This window comes from Dehalococcoidia bacterium (genome assembly GCA_035574915.1).
Taxonomy (GTDB): domain Bacteria; phylum Chloroflexota; class Dehalococcoidia; order DSTF01; family WHTK01; genus DATLYJ01.
Genome location: DATLYJ010000110.1, coordinates 1 through 21797, shown reverse-complemented (window position 1 = coordinate 21797; position 21797 = coordinate 1). Strand labels below are relative to the sequence as shown.

21 protein-coding genes are annotated in these 21797 nt (G+C 65.6%); 19 read left to right on the top strand and 2 right to left on the bottom strand.

The features are described 5' to 3' along the window. The 10 genes from VNN10_10550 to VNN10_10505 form a co-directional block, all read left to right on the top strand. A partial coding sequence (locus tag VNN10_10550; GenBank protein ID HXH22461.1) for an NAD-dependent epimerase/dehydratase family protein occupies positions 1-924 on the top strand: 924 nt, incomplete at its 5' end. Continuing rightward, a complete protein-coding gene (locus VNN10_10545; protein HXH22460.1) occupies positions 921-2453 on the top strand; it encodes an ABC transporter substrate-binding protein in 1533 nt (510 codons plus the stop codon). The genes VNN10_10550 and VNN10_10545, both read left to right, overlap by 4 nt. Positions 2454-2477: 24 nt before the next feature. Next, a complete protein-coding gene (locus VNN10_10540; GenBank protein HXH22459.1) occupies positions 2478-2867 on the top strand; it encodes a HEPN domain-containing protein in 390 nt (129 codons plus the stop codon). After that, a complete protein-coding gene (locus VNN10_10535) occupies positions 2839-3183 on the top strand; it encodes a nucleotidyltransferase domain-containing protein (protein HXH22458.1) in 345 nt (114 codons plus the stop codon). The genes VNN10_10540 and VNN10_10535 overlap by 29 nt, the downstream gene beginning before the upstream one ends. Next, positions 3171-3758 (top strand): hypothetical protein, encoded by a 588-nt coding sequence (locus tag VNN10_10530; protein ID HXH22457.1) that lies wholly within the window; start codon positions 3171-3173, stop codon positions 3756-3758. Before VNN10_10535 ends, VNN10_10530 begins: the two co-directional genes overlap by 13 nt. Positions 3759-3771: 13 nt before the next feature. After that, positions 3772-4716 (top strand): ABC transporter permease, encoded by a 945-nt coding sequence (locus VNN10_10525; GenBank protein ID HXH22456.1) that lies wholly within the window; start codon positions 3772-3774, stop codon positions 4714-4716. Then, a complete protein-coding gene (locus VNN10_10520) occupies positions 4709-5536 on the top strand; it encodes an ABC transporter permease (protein ID HXH22455.1) in 828 nt (275 codons plus the stop codon). The genes VNN10_10525 and VNN10_10520 overlap by 8 nt, the downstream gene beginning before the upstream one ends. A 313-nt stretch (positions 5537-5849) precedes the next feature. Next, on the top strand, positions 5850-6278 hold the full coding sequence (locus tag VNN10_10515; protein HXH22454.1) for a secondary thiamine-phosphate synthase enzyme YjbQ: 429 nt from the start codon (positions 5850-5852) through the stop codon (positions 6276-6278). A gap of 61 nt (positions 6279-6339) precedes the next feature. Continuing rightward, positions 6340-7323 carry a GDP-mannose 4,6-dehydratase gene (locus tag VNN10_10510; protein HXH22453.1) on the top strand — a complete coding sequence of 328 codons (984 nt, stop codon included), beginning with the start codon at positions 6340-6342 and terminating at the stop codon, positions 7321-7323. A gap of 209 nt (positions 7324-7532) precedes the next feature. After that, a complete protein-coding gene (locus VNN10_10505) occupies positions 7533-8900 on the top strand; it encodes a glycosyltransferase (GenBank protein ID HXH22452.1) in 1368 nt (455 codons plus the stop codon). A gap of 73 nt (positions 8901-8973) precedes the next feature. On the opposite strand, the gene VNN10_10500 is transcribed toward VNN10_10505, so the two are convergent. Then, positions 8974-9519, bottom strand: coding sequence for a hypothetical protein (locus VNN10_10500; protein ID HXH22451.1), 546 nt, complete (start codon positions 9517-9519; stop codon positions 8974-8976). 530 nt (positions 9520-10049) lie between these two features. On the opposite strand from VNN10_10500, the gene VNN10_10495 reads away from it, so the two are divergent. From VNN10_10495 to VNN10_10485, 3 genes are read left to right on the top strand one after another with little or no spacing between them, the layout of a single operon-like run. Beyond that, positions 10050-10784, top strand: a complete 735-nt coding sequence (locus tag VNN10_10495; protein ID HXH22450.1) for an ABC transporter permease — start codon at positions 10050-10052, stop codon at positions 10782-10784. Further along, positions 10781-12058: an ABC transporter ATP-binding protein gene (locus VNN10_10490; GenBank protein ID HXH22449.1), complete on the top strand. Its 1278-nt coding sequence runs from the start codon at positions 10781-10783 to the stop codon at positions 12056-12058. Before VNN10_10495 ends, VNN10_10490 begins: the two co-directional genes overlap by 4 nt. After that, positions 12045-12797 carry a DUF1698 domain-containing protein gene (locus VNN10_10485; GenBank protein HXH22448.1) on the top strand — a complete coding sequence of 251 codons (753 nt, stop codon included), beginning with the start codon at positions 12045-12047 and terminating at the stop codon, positions 12795-12797. Before VNN10_10490 ends, VNN10_10485 begins: the two co-directional genes overlap by 14 nt. A gap of 838 nt (positions 12798-13635) precedes the next feature. Here VNN10_10485 and VNN10_10480 read toward each other — a convergent pair. After that, the gene (locus tag VNN10_10480; GenBank protein ID HXH22447.1) at positions 13636-13854 is read right to left on the bottom strand and encodes a hypothetical protein; all 219 of its coding nucleotides are present in this window, start codon (positions 13852-13854) and stop codon (positions 13636-13638) included. On the opposite strand from VNN10_10480, the gene VNN10_10475 reads away from it, so the two are divergent. From VNN10_10475 to VNN10_10450, 6 genes are all read left to right on the top strand, one after another. After that, complete coding sequence (locus VNN10_10475) at positions 13807-15114, top strand: glycosyltransferase (protein HXH22446.1); 1308 nt, start codon at positions 13807-13809, stop codon at positions 15112-15114. The genes VNN10_10480 and VNN10_10475 overlap by 48 nt on opposite strands. A gap of 200 nt (positions 15115-15314) precedes the next feature. Further along, positions 15315-16151, top strand: a complete 837-nt coding sequence (locus VNN10_10470) for a class I SAM-dependent methyltransferase (protein HXH22445.1) — start codon at positions 15315-15317, stop codon at positions 16149-16151. A gap of 2 nt (positions 16152-16153) precedes the next feature. Beyond that, on the top strand, positions 16154-18466 hold the full coding sequence (locus VNN10_10465; protein HXH22444.1) for a glycosyltransferase family 2 protein: 2313 nt from the start codon (positions 16154-16156) through the stop codon (positions 18464-18466). 180 nt (positions 18467-18646) lie between these two features. Then, entirely contained in the window at positions 18647-18907 is a 261-nt protein-coding gene (locus VNN10_10460) for a hypothetical protein (GenBank protein ID HXH22443.1), read from the top strand. 92 nt (positions 18908-18999) lie between these two features. Further along, positions 19000-20040, top strand: coding sequence for a glycosyltransferase family 1 protein (locus VNN10_10455; protein ID HXH22442.1), 1041 nt, complete (start codon positions 19000-19002; stop codon positions 20038-20040). Positions 20041-20398: 358 nt separating this feature from the next. After that, on the top strand, positions 20399-21517 hold the full coding sequence (locus VNN10_10450) for a glycosyltransferase (GenBank protein ID HXH22441.1): 1119 nt from the start codon (positions 20399-20401) through the stop codon (positions 21515-21517). The last annotated feature ends 280 nt before the right edge of the window (positions 21518-21797 follow it).

The following is a 21797-nucleotide window of genomic DNA, read 5'->3' as shown; positions in this document are numbered from 1 at the left end:
CGCCTGCTGGGCGAGGGCTGGCGCGTGCGCGTGCTCGACAACCTCTCGACCGGCTCCCGCGCGAACCTGCCCTTCGCCGCCCGCTACGGGCGGGCGCTGGAGGTGATCGAGGGCGACGTCCGCGACCTGCCGACGGTGGAGCGCGCGGCGGCCGGCTGCCGCATCATCTTCCACCAGGCCGCCATGCGCTCGGTGCCGCGCTCGGTCGTCGACCCCCTCGGCGCCAACGAGCACAACGTCACCGGCACCCTCCACGTGCTGGAGGCGGCGCGCCGGGCCGGGGTGCGGCGCGTCGTCTACGCCTCGTCGTCGTCGGTGTACGGCGACCGGCCCGACCTGCCCAAGCGCGAGGACCAGCCGCCCGCGCCCATCTCGCCCTACGCGGTGTCCAAGGCCGCCGGCGAGCAGTACGCGGCGGTGTGGGCGCGCCTCTACGGCGTGGAGACGGTGGGGCTGCGCTACTTCAACGTCTTCGGCCCCCGGCAGGACCCGGCCTCGGAGTACGCCGCCGTCATCCCCCGCTTCATCCTGTGGGGGCTCCGGAGCCAGCCGCTCGAGGTCCACGGCGACGGCACCCAGTCGCGCGACTTCACCTACGTCGACAACGTCGTCGAGGCCAACCTGCTGGCCGCCCGGGCCGCCGACGCCGCCGGCGAGGTCGTCAATGTCGGCTGTGGCGAGCGGGTGAGCCTGCTCGAGATCATCGGCGTGCTCGAGCGGCTGCTGGGGCGCCGCCTGGAGCGCCGCCACACCCCGCGCCGCCCGGGCGACGTGCCCCACACGCAGGCCGACGTCGCCAAGGCCAAGCGCCTGCTCGGCTACACGCCGCTGGTCGACTTCGAGGAGGGCCTGCGGCGGACCGTGGAGTTCTTCCGCTCGGGGGCCTCCGCCGGCTCGGCGGAGTCCCGGGGAGGCATCGCATGACTCGCTTCGCCATCGCGCTCGGCGCCGTCCTCCTGCTGCTGGCCGGCGCCGCCCTCGCCCCGCTCACCGCCGGCCCGGCCGCCCACGCCCAGGCGCCGGCCGCCCTGGTCGTGCAGACCTCGACCGAGCCGCCGGGGCTCGACCTCACCGCCACCCCGGCCTCGGCCACCGCGGCCGTCGTCTTCTACAACGTCCAGGAAGCGCTGGTGAAGGTGGACCGGCACGGCCGGCTGGTCCCCTGGCTGGCCGAGCGCTGGCACACGACCGACAACCGCAACTTCACCTTCTTCCTCAAGCGCGGCGTCAAGTTCCACAACGGGCGGGAGATGAAGGCCGCCGACGTGAAGTTCGTCGTCGAGCGGGCGATGGACCCGGCCACCAAGCACCCCTACCCGCGCTACTACGACGCCATCGGCGACATCATCGTCCGCGACGACTACACCATCACCTTCTCGCTCAAGCGCCCCGACGCGAACTTCCTGCTCAACCTGGCCCGGCAGGGCTCGGTCATCTACCCGCGGGAGGCCGTGGACACGCTCAAGAGCGCGCCGGTCGGCACCGGCCCCTACCGTTTCGGCGAGTGGGTGCGCGGCGACCGCATCACGCTCCTGCGCAACCCCGACTACCACGTCAAGGGCCTGCCGCACCTGGACCGGGTGACGTTCCGCTTCATCCCCGACCCCAACGCGGTCGTGGCCGCGCTCAAGGCCGGCGACATCGACGCCTCGCTGTTCGGCCTGGGGCCCGAGCACGTGGCCGACCTCCGGCAGGACGCGCGCTTCCAGGTCATCGTGGGCGACACCACCAACGACGTCGTCATGGCCATGAACAACGCCCGCAAGCCGTTCAGCGACGTCCGCGTGCGGCGGGCCATCACCCACGCCATCAACAAGGCCGAGGTCCTCAAGGGCGCCATGTTCGGCATGGGGAAGATCCTGGGCTCGAACGTCGACCCGCTGAACCCCTACTTCGTGGACGTCTCCAGCGTGCTGCCCTACGACCCGGCGCGGGCCCGGCGGCTGCTGGCCGAGGCCGGCTACCCGAACGGCTTCGAGACCGTGCTGAAGGTGGCCCCGCAGTACTACTACACGGTGCGCACCGGCGAGATCATCGCCGACCACCTCGGCAAGGTGGGCATCAAGGTCCGCATCGAGCAGATCGAGTGGAGCCAGTGGCTGGACCGCGTCTTCTGCCGCCCGGCCGCCGGCTGCAAGGAGCCCGACTACGACCTGACCATCATCGGGCACGCCGAGTCCTGGGACATCGGCAACTACGCCAACCCGAAGTACTACTTCCGCTACGACAACCCGGCCTTCCAGGAGCTCTACCAGAAGTCGGAGACGACGCTGGACGACAAGGCCCGGCGCGAGCTCTACGCGCGGATGCAGCGGATGCTGGCCGAGGACGCCCCGGTGGTCTTCCTTTATATGCACCCGCGGCTGGCGGTGGCCAAGAAGGGGGTGCAGGGGCTCTGGAAGGACCTGCCGGTGCCGTCGGCCGACCTCTCCGAGGTGTCGTGGGCGAAGTAGGCCGTTTGGCGGAGGGGGCCGGAGATGGCGAATCGTGCCCCGGACTGGCTGGCCCAGGCGCTCAGAGACCTGGAGCAGGCCGAGGACTCGCGCAAGGCGGGACGGCACGAGTGGGCGTGCTTTGCGGCCCATCAGGCGGCCGAGAAGGCCGTGAAGGCGCTTCACCTGCACCTCGGCCAGGAGGCCTGGGGACACGTGGTGGCCCGACTCCTCGGGGAGTTGCCGGCGGGCCATGCCGCCTCGCCGGACCTGGTGGAACGGGGACGTGTGCTGGACACGTTCTACATCCCGCCGCGATACCCCAACAGCCATCCCGAGGGGGCGCCGTTCGAACACTACGGTCCGCTCCAGAGCGAGGAGGCGATTAGCCACGCCGCTCAGATCATTGAGTTCGTCCGTACTCAGATGGCCTGACGCTCCCACGGTCGCCGCCGCCCTCCGGCGCTGGGCCGAGCGCGCCGCCGCCGAGCGGCCGGAGCTGCGGCGAGTCGGGTACGCAGGCTCCTACGCCCGCGGCGACTGGGGCGTGGGGAGCGACCTCGATGTCGTCCTGGTGGTCGAGGATGCCCGCCTGCCGTTCTGGCGCCGTCCGGTCGAGTGGGACCTGACCGGTCTCCCCGTCCCGGCGGACGTGCTCGTCTACACCGAGGCCGAGTGGCGCGCCCTCGACCCCGCCCGGCTGATCGCCCGGGTACTGGCCCGCGAGGTCACCTGGGTGTGGCCACCGTGAATCGCCGGGCCGAGTGGAGGGCCGAGCTCAGGCGGCTGCTGCTGACCGACGAGTTGCTGACCCTCCCGGAGGTGGTGCGGGGCCTGGCCGACCAGGTCGCCGGCCTCGGTCTGGTCGCAGCACACCGACGGACCGACGAGCGCCTGGGACGCCTCGAAGGCCGGGACCTGGAGCGCTGGTACCGCGAACGGGCCTCGAGCGTGTTCCACCGCATTCTGGCGCGGGCCCGGCTGGTGGACCACAGCGAGCTGGCGCCGCTGCTGGACGCCGCCGTGGAGGCCGGGACCATCACCGAGGAGGAACGCGCCGAGATCCTGCTGGCGGACGTGGTGATTCGCGGCCGGCGAGAGCAGCGCGAAGCCTATGCTGTCGCCGAGGTCTCGGTCGTGGTCGACGCCGAGCCCGTGCGCCGAGTCCTGACCCGCGCCCGCCTGCTCGAGCGGGCGACCGGACGGCTCGTGGTGCCGGTCGTGGCCGGAGAGCGGGTCGCCGCCGGGGTCGCCGAGGAGGCGCGGGCGGCCGGGGTCTGGCGGCTACTCGACGGGCGGGCCGAAATGGAGCCGCCGTCGGCCTGATCACCAGCCCCGCGTGCGACGCTACGTCCTGAGGCGGCTGGCGGCGTTCGCCGCCACGCTCTTCTTCGTCTCGCTGCTCGTCTTCGTCGCCATCCGCGTGCTGCCCGGCGACCCCGCCCTGGTCATCATGGGCACCGAGGGGAGCCCCGAGGCCACCGCCCGCCTGCGCCAGGCGCTCGGACTCGACCGGCCGCTGCTCGTGCAGTACCTCGACTGGGTGCGTCGCGCGCTCGGCGGCGACCTCGGCACCTCCATCCAGTACGACGTGCCGGTCGGCCAGCTGATCCTGAGCCGCCTGCCGGTCACCCTGCCCCTCACGCTGATGGCCGCGCTCGTCATGGTGCTGCTGGCCCTGCCCTTCGGCCTCTACGCCGCCACGCGCCACCGCCGGCCGGGCGACTACCTGACGATGGTCCTCTCCCAGGTCGGCATCGCGGTGCCCTCGTTCTGGCTGGGCCTGCTGCTGATCCTGCTCTTCTCGGTGCGGCTGGGCTGGCTCCAGTCGGGCGGCTTCGCCGGCTGGGAGCAGGGGCCCTGGCCGGCCGTCCGCTCGCTGCTGCTGCCGGCCCTGGCGCTCGGCTTCTTCCAGGGCGCCGTCCTCATCCGGGCCACGCGCTCGGCCGTGCTCGACGTGCTGCGCGAGGACTACGTGCGCACCGCCCGGGCCAAGGGCGTGCGCGAGCGCCTCGTGCTGGGCAAGCACGCGCTGCGCAACGCGCTCATCCCGATCGTCACCGTGGCCGGCGTCCAGCTCGGGCAGCTCATGGCCGGCAGCATCGTGCTGGAGTCGGTGTTCGCCCTGCCCGGCCTGGGGCGCCTGGCCCTCGGCGCCATCACCGCCCGCGACCTGCCGGTGGTGCAGGGGGTGACGCTGTTCGTCGCCTCCGTCATCGTCGCCATCAACTTCCTGGTCGACCTCGCCTACCTGCTGCTCGACCCGCGGCTGCGCCATGAGTAGGTCCGCGCTCCGGCCCTTCCGCCACGTCACCTTCACGGCCGGCGTCCTGGTCTCCCTGCTGCTCGTCGCCACCGCGCTCCTCAGCCTGGCCTGGACGCCCCGGGACCCGCTGGCCATGTCCATCGCCACCCGGCTGCAGGGCCCGAGCCTCGCGCACCCCTTCGGCACCGACCAGTACGGGCGCGACATCCTCTCGCGCGTCATGGCCGGTGCCCGCACCTCGATCGCCGTGGGCCTGATCGCCGTGGGCCTGGGCCTCCTGGCCGGCATGGCGCTCGGCATCGCCAGCGGCTGGATCGGCGGCTGGCTGGACGAGACGCTCATGCGCCTGATCGACGCCGTGCAGGGCTTTCCGGCCATCCTGTCCGCCCTGCTGCTCACGGCCGTGTTCGGTCCGGGCATCGTCATCAGCATGGTGGCCATCGGGATCGCCTTCGTGCCGGTCTTCGCCCGCCTCACCCGGGCCAGCTTCCTCGAGCTTCGCGCCCGCGAGTTCGTGCTCGCCGCCCGCGCGCTGGGCGCCGGCGACCGGCGGCTCATCCTGCGCCACATCCTGCCCAACACGCTGGCCCCGGTGATCGTGCAGGCCACGACGAGCTTCCCGGTGGCCATCCTGGCCGAGGCGGCCCTGGCCTACCTCGGGCTCGGCACCCAGCCGCCCAACCCCTCGTGGGGGCTCATGCTCAAGGAGGCGCAGAACTTCCTCGCGCTGTCACCGTCGTTCGCGCTCTTCCCCGGCGGCGCCATCGGCCTGAGCGTGCTCGGGCTCAACCTGCTGGGCGACGGCCTGCGCGACGTGCTGGACCCGAAGACGGCGTGAGGGCCGAGGCGACGGCGGGGAAAGCCGAGGCGGCGGACCGCCGGCGCGGCCGTGTTCTCCAGGAGCCAGGCGGAACAGGCCGTCAGCCACGCGGCCGGTTTCTGGACGAGGCCCAGCGCCGGCTGGGCGAGGCGTAAGGCTGCGGAAAAGTGGCTCGGCGCCTGATTTCCGAGGCCCGGGCGGGCGCTTGCCGGGGTGTCCAGCGGTTGACTTTCCCGCAAACTTGTCGGTATGGTACGCGGTGGTCTTGACGCGGACCTGCTGGTCTCGGCCAGCCAAACGGCAGTGGTAGGCGTCACGGAGAGCGGGCGCGATGAAGGCGTACAGCACCTCGTTCACGTTGCAGACCGAGGAGCGGACCGAGGTCACCGACATCACCAAGCTCGTTCGAGACGCGATCCAGCAATTCCCCGTCACCTCGGGCATCGCGCTGGTCAACACGCTGCACACGACCTGCGCGCTGTTCATCAACGAGTACCAGGCCGCGCTCGTCAGCGACCTCAAGGCCCTGGTCGAGCGCCTGGTGCCCGAGCGCAACGGGTACCGCCACGACGACCCGCGCTACTCCGACTGCGAGCGCGGTAACGCCCACTCCCACCTGCGGGCCGCCCTGCTGGGTCGCAACGTCGCCGTCGGCATCAACCACGGCGACCTGACGCTCGGCCGGTTCCAGTCCATCATCTTCGCCGAGCTCGACGGGCCGCGGAAGCGCGAGATCACGGTCCAGGTGGTGGGGGAGTAGGGGACTGCGTTCGACGTTAAGTGCAGCGGCTCGACCACTGCGAGCCCTGTGAAGGGCCGTGATGCGCGTTCTGATCACTGGCATCACGGGTTTCGTGGGGAGTCATCTTGCAGAGTACGCGCTGTCGCGTCGGGCGAAAGTCTTCGGGTCGCTCCGGTGGCGCAGCAAGACCGAAAACATCGACCACCTCCGCGAGTCAATCACGCTTATCGAGTCTGACCTGCGTGACCTTTCGTCCGTACAGCATCTTCTAGAGTCGGCCGATCCCGATCTGGTGTTCCACCTGGCCGCCCAGAGCTTCGTCCACGCCTCCTGGCACGCGCCTGCCGAAACGATTCATACCAATGCCATCTGCCAGGTCAACCTCTTAGAGGCGATCCGGCAGAAAAGGCGGCCCCCTCGGTTCTTGGTCGTCGGCTCCAGCGAGGAGTATGGTCTTGCCTATGAGGAGGAATTGCCGATCAAGGAGACGAACCCTTTGCGGCCGCTCTCGCCGTATGCGGTCAGCAAGGTGACCCAAGACCTGATGGGGTACCAATACTTCAAGAGCTATAGCCTGCCAATTGTCAGGTCGCGGGCGTTTAATCACGAGGGCCCACGCCGAGGTGACGTCTTCGTCACCTCGAACTTCGCGCGGCAAGTGGCCGAGATTGAGGCCGGCCTGAGAGAGCCCGTAATCTATGTCGGAAATCTAAAAACTCGTCGCGACTATACGGACGTGAGGGACATCGTCCGTGGATACTGGGTCTTGCTTGAGCAGGGTGAGCCCGGAGAAGTCTACAACCTGTGCTCCGGTAGGTCATGGGCGATTCGCGAGGTTTTGGACTTCCTCCTGGCGCAGTCGCGTGTAGTAGGCGTTGAGATCCGCGAGGACCCCTCTCGCTTCCGGCCAGCGGACGTGCCCGCTCTGGTGGGCGACTTCGACAAAGTTAATAAGGTCACGGGCTGGGCGCCGACGATTCCATTCGAGCACACCCTAAGTGATCTTCTGGACTACTGGCGGGGCCGAATCGGCTTCTCCGGGCCGTCGCGCAGTCGCCGATGATGAAACTCGCTCGCTTGCTCCGCCGACTCTCTGCGCCCGCTTCGACTAGGGTCGCGCCACAAACCGAAACCCCGTCTCTGGTGAACAGCACTGTTCGAACGGCCAGAGTACTTCAAACATCTCTGCCTGACATCCTAGAGTGGTCGCGTTCGTTCGACGTGAATGCGAAGCCCTGGCTGATTCTTGGTAAGGGCCCCTCGTACGAGAGGGTGAAGGAAGTTGACCTGAGCGGGTTCTATATCTGCTCGTTGAATCATGTCGTACGCCAGCATCCCGTGGATCTAGCGCACATCATTGATATCGATGTTGTTGACGATTGCAAAGACATCCTGGAAAAGCATGCCAGGACCCTCGTACTGCCGTTTTTCCCGCATGTTCGACATGATCCGACCAGCAAAACCATAGAAGATTTCATCGCTGAGATGCCAGTCCTTCAGGCATTGCGGCGTCAAGGGCGGCTCGTCTGGTACAACCTGTCGAGTGCCAAACGAACGGTCGGCTCCTCGCCAGTCATCGTGGCACGCTTTTTCAGCGCCGAGGCGGCACTGAATATCCTCGTCGCGTGCGGGGTTAACACCGTTCGATCCCTCGGCGTGGATGGTGGCGCCTCCTACGCGGCGAGCTACAAGGATCTCGAGGGCAAGACCCTACTCGCCAACAAGCATCCGTCGTTCGACCGTCAGTTCGAACAGATCGCTCGGACTATCATGCGGAGCGGCATCTTCTACGCGCCTCTGCACAAGGAAGCGCCTGTTCGTGTCTTTGTCGGGACGGACCGGACCCAGAGGCTAGCGGCGCGGGTGCTGGAGTTCAGCATCAAACGATCGGCGAGCATGACAGTCGAGTTTGTCCCAATGTGCGACCTACCGGTTCCGACGCCCAAAGATCCGGCCAATCGCCCGCGGACGGGCTTCTCGTTCGCGCGCTTTCTCATCCCGTCGCTGTGCGGCTATCAAGGGCGGGCAATCTACCTTGACGCCGACATGCTCGTATTCGACGACATCACTCGGCTGTGGGAATGGCCGATGGGGGATGCCGACGTCGTGTGCGCCGAAGCCCCAACCTCGAGCGGACGCATCCGGCAGTACAGCGTCCTGGTTTTGGATTGCGCTAAGTTATCATGGCGGATCGACGAGATCGTGAAGGGGTTGGACGAAGGCCGGTACACCTACAAGCAATTGATGTACGACTTCTGCATCGTGCCGCCGTCCCGTATCGCAGCAGGTTTGCCGCCGGAGTGGAATTCACTGGAGAAGTATGAACCAGGTCGGACCCGCTTGCTGCATTACACTGACATGCCAACACAGCCATGGGTGTCTGACGGCAATCCGCATGGTCACCTGTGGTACACGATGGTCAGGGAGGCATTGGCAGAAGGATTCCTCGGCAGCGAGGAGATCTATCGCGAGGTCAGAGCCGGCCACGTCAGTCCAGATCTCCCCAAGTGGGTAGGATTGGCCAACCTTCCTCGCGACGAGCGGCTTCGCCAGACCTGGGTGCCGCCTTACCGACGCTTTCAGCGTGAAGCGGTGGGTACGCCGTCAACCAGACGTATGGGCTGGTTCCGGTTCCGGTAGGGCTGTGCTGGCCTGGAAGCCGAAGTTCCGTGATCCCAGAGTCGCCAGTGTACGTTATCGATGCTTGATTCCCCTAGAAGCTCTCAGAGCGCGGGGTCTCCCCGTCGCCCTCTATGAGGAGCGCGACCGCTCTCGGTACACCGGCGTCGTATTTTCGAAGCTGTACGGGCCAGACGACCAGGCGCTGGCCCGAGACCTGCGCGCCGCTGGCGGTGCGGTTATCCTCGACCTCTGCGACAATCACTTCTACAATCCCTTCGACGTGCCTGCGTACCGATCGGCCCGCACAAATCTGCTGCGGATGATAGCTCTGGCCGACCTTGTCGTGTGCTCGACCGCGGCTCTTGCCGAAGTCGTTCGTCATGAGGCTGGGCTTGAGCAGCTGCCAGAGGTCGTCGGGGATCCGGTTGAGTGTGCTACCGCGGACGTTCAGGACACCGCTGTGGCCTCCAAGCGCGGACTGGCTCAATTCGTCTGGTTTGGCATCCATGGCGTCCCAAACGCGCCCTGCGGCATGCTGGATCTGCTGAATATCGATGAACTGCTTACGGAGACCGCGCAGCGGTGGGCGTTCGAAGTCATCGTTGTCAGCAACGATCGTTCGAAGTACGAGGCGCATATCCGACCGCGACCGTGGCCATCGAAGTACGTGGAATGGGACCACTCGTCCTTTCCCAGGCTGCTGGCCCGTGCGACGGCTGTGCTACTGCCAATCACTCGAAATCCGTTCACGCTGTGCAAGTCGAATAACCGATTGGCGACAGCGCTCCTTGCCGGCGTCCCGGTAATCGCGGACAGTATCCCGAGCTACGAAGAGTTCGCACCGTTTGCCTATCTCGATGACTGGCGGCGAGGGCTGGAGACGGTCCTCTCTGCGCCCGCCGAAGCTCGGGCCCGAGCGATGGCCGGCCGGCGCTACGTTTCAGAGCGCTGGTCAGTCCCTGCAATCGCCGACCAGTGGGTTCGCGTTTTGGAGCCTTTCCTGACCTCAGCTGCTAAACAGTCCTGCCGGTAACAATGATCAGGCCGGCGCAAACCGCTCCCCGCGAGATCGTCTACACGGCATACAGCCGAGTTCGTCAGCCCCATGCCCTGCTACGGGAGTTAATTCGAGATATTTGGGCAGCTCGAGAACTGGCATGGCGTCTAATGCTTCGGGACCTCAGCGGGCAGTACCGGCAATCGCTGCTGGGGTATGCCTGGGCTTTCACGCCCCCCCTGGCTATGGCAGTGGGCTTCACGCTGGCACGGGAGTCGGGTGTTCTCAGCATCGGTCCCACCGACTTGCCCTACCCGGCGTACGTCCTGTTCGGGACGGTTCTATGGCAGATTTTTACGGAGGCATTGCTGGGGCCTGTTCAGGCGTTGATCGCCGCGCGGTCGATCATGGCGAAACTGCAACTGCGTCATGAGGCCATCATTCTCGCCAAGGTGGGGGAGACCCTGCTCAACGCCGGGATCAAGCTCCTGCTCGTCGCCGCTGTTCTGCTCTACTACCAGGTGCCGATAGCGTGGACCGCCGCCCTCGTGCCGGGCGCTGTGGTTCTCCTGGTCCTGCTGGGCAGCTTTTTTGGCATCACGCTGGCCCCCCTTGGCGCGCTATACGGCGACGTACCTCGAGCCCTCCCACTACTCGCGGGCTTCTGGCTCTTCTTTACGCCCGTGGTATACCCGCTCCCGACAGAGGGGGCGTTTGCTGTCCTTGTTCACCTCAATCCGGTCACGCCTCTGCTGGTCAGTGTTCGTGAGCTCGCGACGGGCGGTCTGGTGTCCGACATACGAGCGTTCGCCATTGTGAGTAGCGGCTCGGTTGCCGGGCTTTTTGTCTCGCTCCTTGGTTACCGTTTGGCGATGCCGTTCGTCGTTGAGCGCATGAGCGCATGAGCGCACCGGCGGTTAGGGCTGATGATGTCGTCCTGACCGTAGATTCTCTGTCGAAGAAGTTCTGTCGTGACCTACGGCGTTCACTAGCGTATGGGTTCAAAGAGATTCTCGCCGAATTAGCCGGTCTTCGTCGCCCGGCCGCCGCTCTGCGGGAACGTGAGTTTTGGGCGCTTCACAACGTGACCTTTGAGTTACGCCGCGGGGAGGCACTCGGCCTTGTGGGCGCGAACGGCGCCGGCAAGACTACGCTCTTGCGAGTGATCAGCGGAGTCTTCCGCCCAGACGGCGGGACCGTTCGCGTCCGCGGTCGGGTGGCGCCGTTGCTCGCGCTAGGGACCGGCTTTCATCCTCTTCTGACCGGCCGCGAGAACGTCTATGTCAACATGGCCATGCTTGGTCTGTCCCGACGCCAGATCGACGAGCGCGTGGAGCGCGTCGTGGACTTTGCTGAGATCGGCGAGGCAATTGATGCGCCGGTGCGCACGTACAGCTCGGGGATGCAGGCGCGGCTGGGATTTTCCTGCGCGATCCACATCGATCCTGAGATCCTGCTGATCGACGAGGTGCTGGCGGTCGGCGACATCCGGTTTCGCCGTAAGTGTTACCGGCGACTGGCCGAGATGCGCGCGGCCGGTACCGCGTTCATTCTGGTCTCGCACAATCCGAATGTAATCAGGGGCACGTGCGACCGAGCGCTGTATCTGCGTCGTGGGCGCCTCGATTTCATCGGGGACGTTCAGACGGCCATCCGGAGGTACGAGGAAGATCTTTTCGTGCTCGCCGAACAGGCAAAGCCTCGGAACGCGTCCACGACGGCTGAAGACGAAGTCCAGATCGTGGATTTCTTCGTTGAGGACGCACGAGGGCGGCGTTCAGATTCGATGGTGAGTGGCGCACCGGCATCTTTTTGTATCCGGTGCCAAGCAAGACGTGACATATCGAGGGCGGAGATCACCGCGATCATCCGTGAGATGTTCGGAGACCGAGACGACACCGTTGTGATGTCGACAGGTCTTGAGCCGCTCAGCATCCCGAGCGGAGCCAGTGAGATCCGGATCGAGCTTCCCTACTGCGGACTTCGGGCGGGACGATATACCGTCAAGCTTGGCATCACCGAGGGGCCACTGCAACATTTGGGCGCCGTGGAGGCGTTTCATTTCCAGGTTGCGCCTACGGAAGAAACTCAGCAGGGTCTCTTTTACCAGCCTCACGTGTGGAAGATTCGGGCGCTCGGGGCCGTGACGACGGAGGAGGAGTCCAGTGGTGTCTCGTGATCAGGCTGGCTTCCGCCGTATTGAGTTGACTGACCAGGAGCTGGACGAGATCAACAAGATGCTCGACTGGCACGCCGGTACGTTGGTTGATGGCCGGCTGCTCGGTCGGCTGGGAGTCAAGCCGGGCAAGCGGGAGGCTCCTGCGGCGATTCCCGACTACCGGATCGTCGAATTGGATCGAAGGCTGGGTCTGCGGGGCAAGTCCGTTCTGGAAGTCGGCTGTTTCGAGGGCATTCACACTGTTGGGCTGCGAATGTTCACCGAGGACGTGACCGCTGTGGATATCAGGCCCACGAATGTCGTGAAAACCCTGGCTCGGTTGAGCTTCCACGGGACCTGGGCGAAGGTTTTTAGAGCAGACGTTGAAGCTCTCGGTGTGGAGTTTGGGGCATTCGATCTTATCTTCCACTGTGGGGTTTTGTACCACCTCATGGCTCCAGTGGAGCACCTGATTCGCATTGGGCCAATGTGTCGCTTTCTGTTCCTCGACACGCACGTCGCTCGCAATGAGCCGAACATCGAAACAGTCGAGGTTGCCGGGGCGATTTTCCGCGCAGCCCGTCACGGTGAAGGCGGTTGGGTCGACCCCTTCTCCGGTAAGGGCCCGTACGGGGTATGGCTGACCTGGGATAGCCTCCAGGCGGCTTTGGTCTGCGCTGGCTTCCATTACATCGACGTGATTGAGCATCGCGAGGAGCGCAACGGCCCTCGAGTCGCATTGCTGGCGACTCGACGGTAAAGGGACTGTAACAAGCTAAAGCTGTCCCGAAGTGACAGCGGGTGATTGGCCAGACAGAAGCGTTGACCGTCATTCCATACTACACGCGTCGCTTGTCGGGGAGGAGCCTCACCTCTGCCGTGAAAGGCCGGAATCCCAGGGATCTTGCTCTTCTGAGTAATCCATTCCCAGTTTGGTTGCTGACCAAGGCCAACATCGGTTTGGTTGCTGACCAAGGCCAAGTGGCGCGTGCGATCATGCCCGGCGTCGGAATGCGTGGCGCCGCATCGGCAACGTGCCCGAGCGCGTGGTCTCTTGGGTGAGGCACTGAACGATCGGCCCGACCCGGCCTGGTTCGAGATATCGTGAGCGCGTCCGAGCGGAGAATGGCATCAATCGGCGCTGGAACGAATTTAGAGTTGGTTGGCGTACAGGTCCGTCCGACCTGTCTTAACTTCGCTTCACAGGGCGAAAAGATACGTCTTTTATGCGCGCCGCTTCGATGAATTACGAGAACACAATGGAGATGGTGGAGAAAGTGTCAAGGCTATGGCCAACGGCCGTGCGACCTGGGGCGCGTCAGCAAGGGAGGCTTGCCAGCCGGCTTTCGATCGAGCGGGGACTGTTCGAATCCGGCGTGGTTAGAAGTGAGGGCAGACGAGCAGCAGTTGCGTTGGCCGTATTGGCCGACTGTACGGAGTCCTGGCTGCTAGAGGCCACCTTGCAGTCGTGGGACGCACAGAGTTGCCCGGACACCGAACTTTGTCTCGTGCCTTGCGGCGGAGTACCGGCTAAGGATGTCATCGTGTGGCTTGAGGACCACCCTCGCTGGGACCACGCGCGAGTTGTGGATGGAGCATTACAGGACTGGCTCAGGAAGGACGATTACAGCTACCTCGTGTTCGCGAGGCCTGGCGATGTCCTGCATCCGGCGCTTGCGGCTATGCTGGCTACTGTGGGCGTCGCGGAGAACGCTGATGTCGTCACCTGGAATGAGCTCCACGTCGAGCGACGTGATGGAGCGCAGCGAGTGACTGCTGTTCGCAAGCCGCAGCTTGAGCCCTACACGCTCTGGCATGTCAACTTTCCAGGTGGCGTCTTCGCGATCCGCCCCCGGTGGCTTCTGGATTACCCTTGTGACGCCATCGGCGACTTAGTCGGCACCGAAGGCCATCTTCTACATCTGTGGTTGGCGGCGCAACCCGGGGTCCGCTGGTACTCCCATCCCGAGTACCTTACAACGCGGCACACGCGCCCTCGAACTACCCTCGCATACCAGAGGTACTTCGACCACTACCGACGGGCCTGTTCGAGCCTTAGCGGTGATTTCGATCTCGTCGACCCTGGACCGCCCCCCAGGGGCGCCGATCCGGGTTGGTCCCGCTATCGACTTCGGCCGCGGCGGACAGCGGAGCGAGTGACTGTCATCGTGCCTTTTCGCGACAAGCCAGGTGTCACCATTCGCTGTCTCACATCACTCCTGCGACAGCGAGTCAGCGGAGAACTCTATGTCCTACTAGTCGACAACGGATCCGAGCGAAGATCAACGAGACGGATCGAAGACTGGCTGCAAGGGGAGGGCGCGTCCCTCCGTTGCAGGATTATTCGCGATGATGGAGCGTTCAACCACAGTCGGTTGTGCAATTTGGGCGTTAGAGAGTCGAGCGGTGAGGTCGTGGTTTTCCTAAACAACGATGCCGAGCTGGTGGACGAGGATAGCCTCGAAGAAATGAGCCGGTGGTCCCTCGTACCCGATGTCGCGACAGTCGGATGTCGGATCACAACGCCGGATGGCAGGCTTGTGTGCGCCGGAGTGGATCCGCGTCCCGTGGCCAGGACTGCTCTGGACGAGCCGGTTGAGGAATCCGTCGATCCATCTTTCTCGCTCGCCGTACGCGAAACCTTTGCAAATACGTTTGCCTGCGCCGCGATCTCCCGCGAGGTCCTCGACAGACTCGGACCTCTCAATGAAGTGGAATTTCCTGCAGGGTATAACGATGTCGAGTACTGCTTACGTGCGAGAAGGGCCGGCTATCGACACATCTATCTTGGCCATATCCGTGTGATCCACGTCCCAGGGACCACTCGCAGCAGGTCAGATGAGACGTGCCAGAAAGTGATCCTCAGGTTGCGGTATCCGGAGCTTGTAGCCGCCGGAATTTTCAGAGCCCGCTGGCTGTCCGATGTGGCGCGGTTCGATCTGGCACTGCCGGAACGGCCCGATGCGATATCGGTGAAAGCCGTGCTTCAGCATCGACTGGCAAAGTTTCCTCTGGCTTATCGACTTGCTCGAATAATGTGGCGCATAGCGTACTGCGGTCTGGCCCGACGGGCTTGACCACGTTGGTTCGGAAGCCGACTGAGGCCGGCATCCGCCGCGAGTGCTTGCGGCAGTGCCCGGGATGCGGTGAGCAGCGCACTCGCCGGTGGGTCCGTGGGCGGGACCGAAACTTCGAGGCCGTCGAGGGCGAGTTCCCTTATGTCCGCTGCCGTGTTTGCGGCCTGATCTACCTGGCAGCCCGTCTCCGGGAGGAGGACGTGACGTCCGCATACCCCCACTGGTACGCGCCCTACTTGAGCCAATCAGCCGTCGGGATCCAGCGCTCATCGCTTGTCGAGCGCGCTCTGGCGCGAGTCGAGGGCAATGCGACCAGATGGCTTCGCGCAAAGATCCGATCCTTGCTGAAGGCCCCTCCGGACCCGCTCCCGTTCGTGCTGAAGAAGTTTTACGAGCCTCCCACTCCGGGAGCGAGGCTTCTCGACTACGGTTGCGGGTCGAAACGGTTTCTCGACGAGGCACGACTTTCCGGATGGCAGACACTCGGCATGGACTTCGCCGAATCCGTGGTGGCCGAGGTCGATCGGGCGGGCCACCGCGCTTTCCTGGCTCCGTGCGGGTGGCGGGAAATCGGGGACGGCTCCCTTGATGCCGTCCGTCTCAACCACGTCATCGAGCACCTCTACCACCCAGGGGAGATGCTCGCCATCGCCCGTCGAAAGTTGCGAGTGGGCGGACGCCTCCATATCGCTACTCCCAATCCTGCCGGGCTCAGCGCATTCCTCTTTCGATCCTGCTGGTACGGCCTCGAAGCACCGAGGCATGTGATGCTCTACTCGCCGCCAGCCCTATCGAGCTTTCTCGAGCGCCACAACTTCTGTAATATTCGGATCATTGCTGAGCGGAGCACGAAGGATCTCACCCGGAGCCTGGGGAATCTTCTTCATGCAGCCGGTTTGATCCCGCGGGAAGAGGTCACCACGATGGCCACAGATCGCCTTCTTTCTGCCTGGGCCGAGCTGCTGATGCTTCTCGCTTTACGACTGGGCCGACCGGATCGATACCATGTTTTCGCCGAGGTCGGAAAGGGCTCTTGACAGTGCCGGGCAGCGTGATGGAGCGTGGCTTCTTCTCGGCTTCCAGGGAGTTGTCTCGATTTGTCGATTACGTGGCTCAGATAGCGAGGTCCGGACCTGTCATCGACGTTGGTGTCACCCGTCATGTGCTGCCGGATGCCTTGCGGGCTCGTGGCCTCTCGGCATGGCCCGCCGATGATCTGGCCGCCGCCGTCTCGATTGCTAGACAGCACGGGTGCTACCTGGTCGTTGCAGTCGGATTTGGCGACGGACTTGATGGAAAGCAGTTTCGCGCGGCCATGACCACCCTGATAACACTCGGGCCGCAGGTTCTCGTCGGTCCCTTCCACGACGACGTGTCGCGGCCGCTGGGGCCGGCTGGACTGATACTGTGCGTCCGTGCCGATACCGACATTGATCACGCCTGCGACGTACAGGTGCTGCGGCGCGAGCTCGCGGAGCGCGATCGACGGGTCGTAGAGTTGACCGGGCGTCTTTTGGCCATGGAGGCGACGCTGACGTGGCGTCTGCGGAGGCGCATGGAATCCATGGCGGCGCGCTCGCCGCTTAGCTGGCTCATGAGGAGCGCGCTGTACCTAGGGCGGCGCGCGATCGAGGTGTGGCTCGACGAGGGAGTAGCTGGAGTCGTGCAGAAGACCGCAGCCAAGGTGCGACTTGGGCGCGGGCTACTGCCGCCGAGCCGTTCCGACGAGCTCGACGCACAGTATGCCAGATGGTTGCGGCGCCAGCGGCTCAGCGCACGTCGGCTGCGGCGCGAGTACCTTGGTCAGAACAGCTTTCGTACGTGGCCTCTGATCAGCGTGGTGATCGCTGCGGACGGATCCCAACCGGACTCGCTGAACGCGACGATCGCGTCGGTTCACCGCCAGATATATCCTCGCTGGCAGCTCTTGGTCGCTTCCGGTGGCATGGAATCCGGTTGGCCAGAGCTGCCAGCTAATGACGGTGCCGGCTCCACCCCGGCGCAGCTTGCAGTGCGACCCCGCCTCGCTGACCTCTTACAGAGAGCTAAAGGTGAGTTCATCGGTTTCCTGGCTCCAGGCAGCCAATTATCGGAGTGGGCCCTCTTAGAGGTCGTCCGACGGTTAAACACCGGAGTGGCGCCAGACGTCGTCTATGCCGACGAGGACGAGGTCGATGAGCAGGGGCGCCAGCGGAGGCCGTTCTTCAAGCCCGGCTGGAGTCCGGATCTGCTGCTGTCGATCGACTACGTTTCTCGGTTCTGCATCTTTCGCCGCGAACTGTTCGAGCAGGCGTGCTCAGCGAAAGACGAGATTGACGTGGCGGACCGGTACGACCTGGTTTTGCGGCTCACTGAGGCGGCTGAGTCGGTCGCGCATATTCCGAAGGTGCTCTCTCATCGCCGAGTTGGTCAGCCTGTAAGCTCGCCCGAGGCGGAGCGGCGAGCTGTCGAGCGTGCCCTAACTCGGCGCGGCCGCGAGGCGACGGTTTGGAGCATCGCTCCTGGATCGATGCCGCATCACCATCGCGTCGTACGGTATCCGCTGCGAGTACGTCCACTCGTCTCCATCATCATCCCCACTCGTGATCAGGTCGATCTATTACGCCAGTGCCTCCGGAGCATCGCCGACCGCACGGACTACGACCGGTATGAGATACTCATCGTCGACAACGACAGCCGGGAACCCGAAACTTTACGGTTCCTGGCCCAGGTCTCAGCCACCGCTCGGGTGGTGCATTGCCCGGGCGCCTTCAATTATTCGGCGATCAACAACCTGGGGGTCAATTACGCTCGTGGCGAGCAACTCCTGTTTCTGAACAATGACGTTCAGGTCATCGCGCGTGAGTGGTTGACGGCGATGGTGGAACACGCACAGCGTCCGGAGGTCGGCGCCGTCGGAGCGAAACTGCTTTACCCGGATGGCACCATTCAGCATGGCGGAGTAGTCCTTGGGATTCGGGGGATGGCGGGCCACGCGTTCCGGCACCAACCGGACGAGGCCGAGGGCTATCAGGGTCTCGCTCACGTCACCCGCAACTGCAGCGCCGTGACGGCGGCCTGTTTGCTGATACGGCGCGCGGTGTTCGAGGAAGTCGGCGGCTTCGATGAGGCCTTGCGCGTCGATCTGAACGACATCGATCTCTGCCTCAGGATCCGGAGGCGCGGATATCTGATTGTCTATACCCCGCTGGCCCGGCTGTACCACTACGAGGGTGCCAGCCGACGGAGACTGCGCCCGGCACACGATGAGCGGCTTTTCCGGACCCGCTGGCGCAAGGTCCTCGAGAGCGGCGATCCGTATTACAACCCGAACCTGACTCGGTTTGCCGAAGACTGGTCGCTTGCCGTCTGAGGTTGGCGTGGTGCAGGATCGGTGGGCCGAGCGCCTCGGCCGGATGTGAGTCTCCTGGTCACTTTCGCCCACGATTCGCGGCTCAAGAGGCTGCCAGGTCCAGACGTAGAGCTTTCCGGTCGGCGGCCCCACGCGAAGGTGGCCGCCCGTTACCCGCGCTGTTGCGCCCTCCTATTTCCAGTGGTCGAGGACTTCAGCACTGTTTTCCTGGGCACGATGGCGGCCTGGCGGCCGGTCCTGGAGTATAGTGACGACGGCGCTCTGGACACGGTCGTGCCGCCCGGCAGCGGAGAGGCGCTTTTGCGCCGGCTCGAGAGCGCGATCGATGCCTTCGGGGCGAAGGCGCTCCGCACCCGCGGAGAGCGATTCGACTGCCCACGCTTCAAGGTGCGAATCGACACCTACCTCCGCGATCGCGTGGACGGCGCCCGCCGGCATTGAGGCGGCTGTTCGAGCCGCACACCCCAATCTTCGCTAACGGGCGATTTCTGACCCAGCCCGTCACCGGCGTCCAACGCTTCGGACGTGAACTCGTGAGGGCGATCGACGATATCCTCCAGAGGGATAGCGAGCGAGCGGCGCGTTGTGACATTCGTTTGCTGGTGCCGAGCGTGCCCGGCCGCTGGTCGGACTGGACGCCACTACGGCGTATCGAGGTGAGGAGAGTAGGGCGGCTTCGTGGACACCTGTGGGAACAGCTGGAACTGCCCCGGTACGCGCGCGGTGGGCTGTTGCTGAGCCTCGCTCAGACCGGTCCGGTCTTGATGCGCCACCAGGTCGTCACCATTCACGATGCTGCGGTCTTTGCGGCGCCAGAGGGTTTCTCGCTTCCGTTTCGGACCTGGCACCGCCTCCTTGGCATCGCTTTGGGCCGGATGGCCGCTCGCGTCGTGACCGTGTCGAGCTTTTCCGCCAGGGAGCTACGGCGGTACTGCCGAATCGCGGAGTCGAAGATCACAGTTGTCCCGCCCGGCGTGGATCATCTCACCCGGCTCCAGCCAGACTACGGCGTGCTCGACCGGCACGGTCTCGGTGACCGGCCGTTCGTGCTCAGTATCGGCAGTCTCAATCCAAATAAGAACCTTCACGGCCTGTCAGCCGCTGTCTGCCTGCTTGGCAGGCGCGACTACGAGTTCGTCGTCGCTGGTGCCGACAACCGGCGAGTGTTCCGCAGATCGGAAGCCGGCGTTCCTAACGGACTCAGATGGTTGGGATACGTAACCGACCAGGAGTTGCGCGCACTCTACGAGCGAGCCACCTGCTTCGTTCACGCCTCTCTGTACGAGGGCTTCGGGCTTCCCCCGCTGGAAGCCATGGCATGCGGCTGTCCTGTCGTCGCTTCCAATCGTGCCGCGCTGCCGGAAACGTGCGGGCGCGCGGCCCTCTACTGCGATCCCACGTCGCCGGAGGATATCGCACGCAAGATCCAGATGGTCATGGGTGATCCCGGCCTGCGGGCGGACCTTCGCTGCCGGGGCCTTGAGCGTATCCGTGAGTTCGCCTGGGAGCGAAGTGCGAGGGTGATGCTTGCGGTCGCCGATGAGGTTGCCATGAAACGCGAGGCCGATCCATGATGGGGCGTCCGACCGCGGCGACCGTGACTCCGATCGGCATAGGCGAGCGGCCGCATGGCTCGCTGACCGGGATCGGCCGGTTCACGTGGAGTCTGATCCGCTGCCTGGACACCGTTTGCCGACCGTGGAGTCTACGTTTTTGTCACGGCAGGAATGGCGTGATGCTCACCGACGAGGCGGCGCGCGCGACCCTGGTCGAGCGGGTCGCTCGGTTCACCTGGCGCGAGACGGCGCGGGAGATTTTCGCCGTCGACCAGGCGCCTTTCTGGGACTAAATTGCTCGCGGCGGCTCGGGACCGGTACCGGCGCCCGGGACCTGGCGGGATCGGCTGGACTGTCCGACGGAAGGGAGATCGGAATGCGCGCCGCCCTCGTCCACGACTGGCTGACCGGCATGCGGGGCGGCGAGCGCTGCCTCGAGGTCTTCTGCGAGCTGTTCCCGGACGCCGACCTCTACACGCTACTGCACGTCCCCGGCAGCGTGAGCCCCCTGATCGAGCGCCGGCGGATCGTCACCTCCTTCGTCCAGCGACTGCCCGGCGTCCAGCGGCACTACCGCCGCTACCTGCCGCTCTTCCCCCTGGCCGTGGAGCGTTTCGACCTGCGCAGCTACGACCTGGTGATCTCCACCAGCCACTGCGTGGCCAAGGGGGCGCGGCCGGGGCCGGGGGCGGTCCACGTCTGCTACTGCTTCACCCCGATGCGGTACGTCTGGGACCTCTACGACGAGTACTTCGGCGCCCGGGCCGGGGCGCTGACGCGGGGGCTGATGCCGCCGGTGGCGGCGGCGCTGCGCCGGTGGGACCGGCGGACGAGCGCGCGCGTGCACCACTTCGTGGCGATCTCGCGGTTCGTCGCCGACCGGATCCGGCGCCGCTACGGCCGGGAGGCGGACGTGATCCACCCGCCGGTGGACGTCGGGCGCTTCCGGCTGGGCGACGAGGACCCCGAGGACTTCTACCTGGTGGTCTCGGCGCTGGTGCCCTACAAGCGCGTGGACCTGGCGGTGGACGCGGCCACGCGCCTGGGGCGGCGGCTGCGGGTGGTCGGTACCGGGCCCGAGGAGCGCCGGCTGCGGGCGCGGGCCGGCCCGACGGTCGAGTTCCTGGGCTGGCGGCCGGACGGGGAGGTGGCCGAGCTCTACCGGCGGTGCCGGGCGGTGATCTTCCCCGGGCTCGAGGACTTCGGCATCGTGCCGCTGGAGGCGATGGCGGCCGGCCGTCCGGTCATCGCCTACGGGGCGGGCGGGGTGCTGGAGACGGTGGTGCCGCCGGGCGGGGAGGAGCCGCCGACCGGCCTGTTCTTTCACGCGCAGAGCGGGGACGCGCTCGCCGATGCCATCCAGGCGTTCGAGCGGCGGCCGCACCTCTTCGCGCCCAAGGCGCTCCGGGCCCGGGCCGAGGCCTTCGACCGGCCGCGGTTCAAGGGCGAGATGGCGGCGTACCTGGAGCAACGGCTGGCCGGGCGCGGGCGCTGACGGGCGACCGGCCTCGGCGCTGGGGCGGTCACGAGCAGGGCCGGATGCTCGCAGGCCGCTGACGCGGCGACGATTCCGCGTGGGCACCGGGTCCTCGGCGGTCTAGAATCGCCTCGTGCTGAAGGCCTACTCCCGGCTCTTCGAGCACCTGGCGCTCGCCTCCGACCTGGTCCTGGTCGGCGCCTGCTGGCTGGCCGCCTACGGCCTGCGCTTCTACGTGGTCGGGCCGCCGTTGGTCACGCCCGAGGTTCCCCCGCTCGGCGACTACCTGTTGCAGCTC

Excerpts from the sequence above, each read along its gene's own strand:
- VNN10_10545 (HXH22460.1), top strand. The coding sequence starts at position 921 with ATGACTCGCTTCGCCATCGCGCTCGGCGCCGTCCTCCTGCTGCTGGCC.
- VNN10_10540 (HXH22459.1), top strand. The coding sequence starts at position 2,478 with ATGGCGAATCGTGCCCCGGACTGGCTGGCCCAGGCGCTCAGAGACCTG.
- VNN10_10520 (HXH22455.1), top strand. The coding sequence starts at position 4,709 with ATGAGTAGGTCCGCGCTCCGGCCCTTCCGCCACGTCACCTTCACGGCC.
- VNN10_10515 (HXH22454.1), top strand. The coding sequence starts at position 5,850 with ATGAAGGCGTACAGCACCTCGTTCACGTTGCAGACCGAGGAGCGGACC.
- VNN10_10510 (HXH22453.1), top strand. The coding sequence starts at position 6,340 with ATGCGCGTTCTGATCACTGGCATCACGGGTTTCGTGGGGAGTCATCTT.
- VNN10_10500 (HXH22451.1), bottom strand. The coding sequence starts at position 9,519 with ATGCGCCTCGTACTTCGAACGATCGTTGCTGACAACGATGACTTCGAA.
- VNN10_10495 (HXH22450.1), top strand. The coding sequence starts at position 10,050 with ATGCTTCGGGACCTCAGCGGGCAGTACCGGCAATCGCTGCTGGGGTAT.
- VNN10_10490 (HXH22449.1), top strand. The coding sequence starts at position 10,781 with ATGAGCGCACCGGCGGTTAGGGCTGATGATGTCGTCCTGACCGTAGAT.
- VNN10_10480 (HXH22447.1), bottom strand. The coding sequence starts at position 13,854 with ATGCCAGAGCGTGTAGGGCTCAAGCTGCGGCTTGCGAACAGCAGTCAC.
- VNN10_10450 (HXH22441.1), top strand. The coding sequence starts at position 20,399 with ATGCGCGCCGCCCTCGTCCACGACTGGCTGACCGGCATGCGGGGCGGC.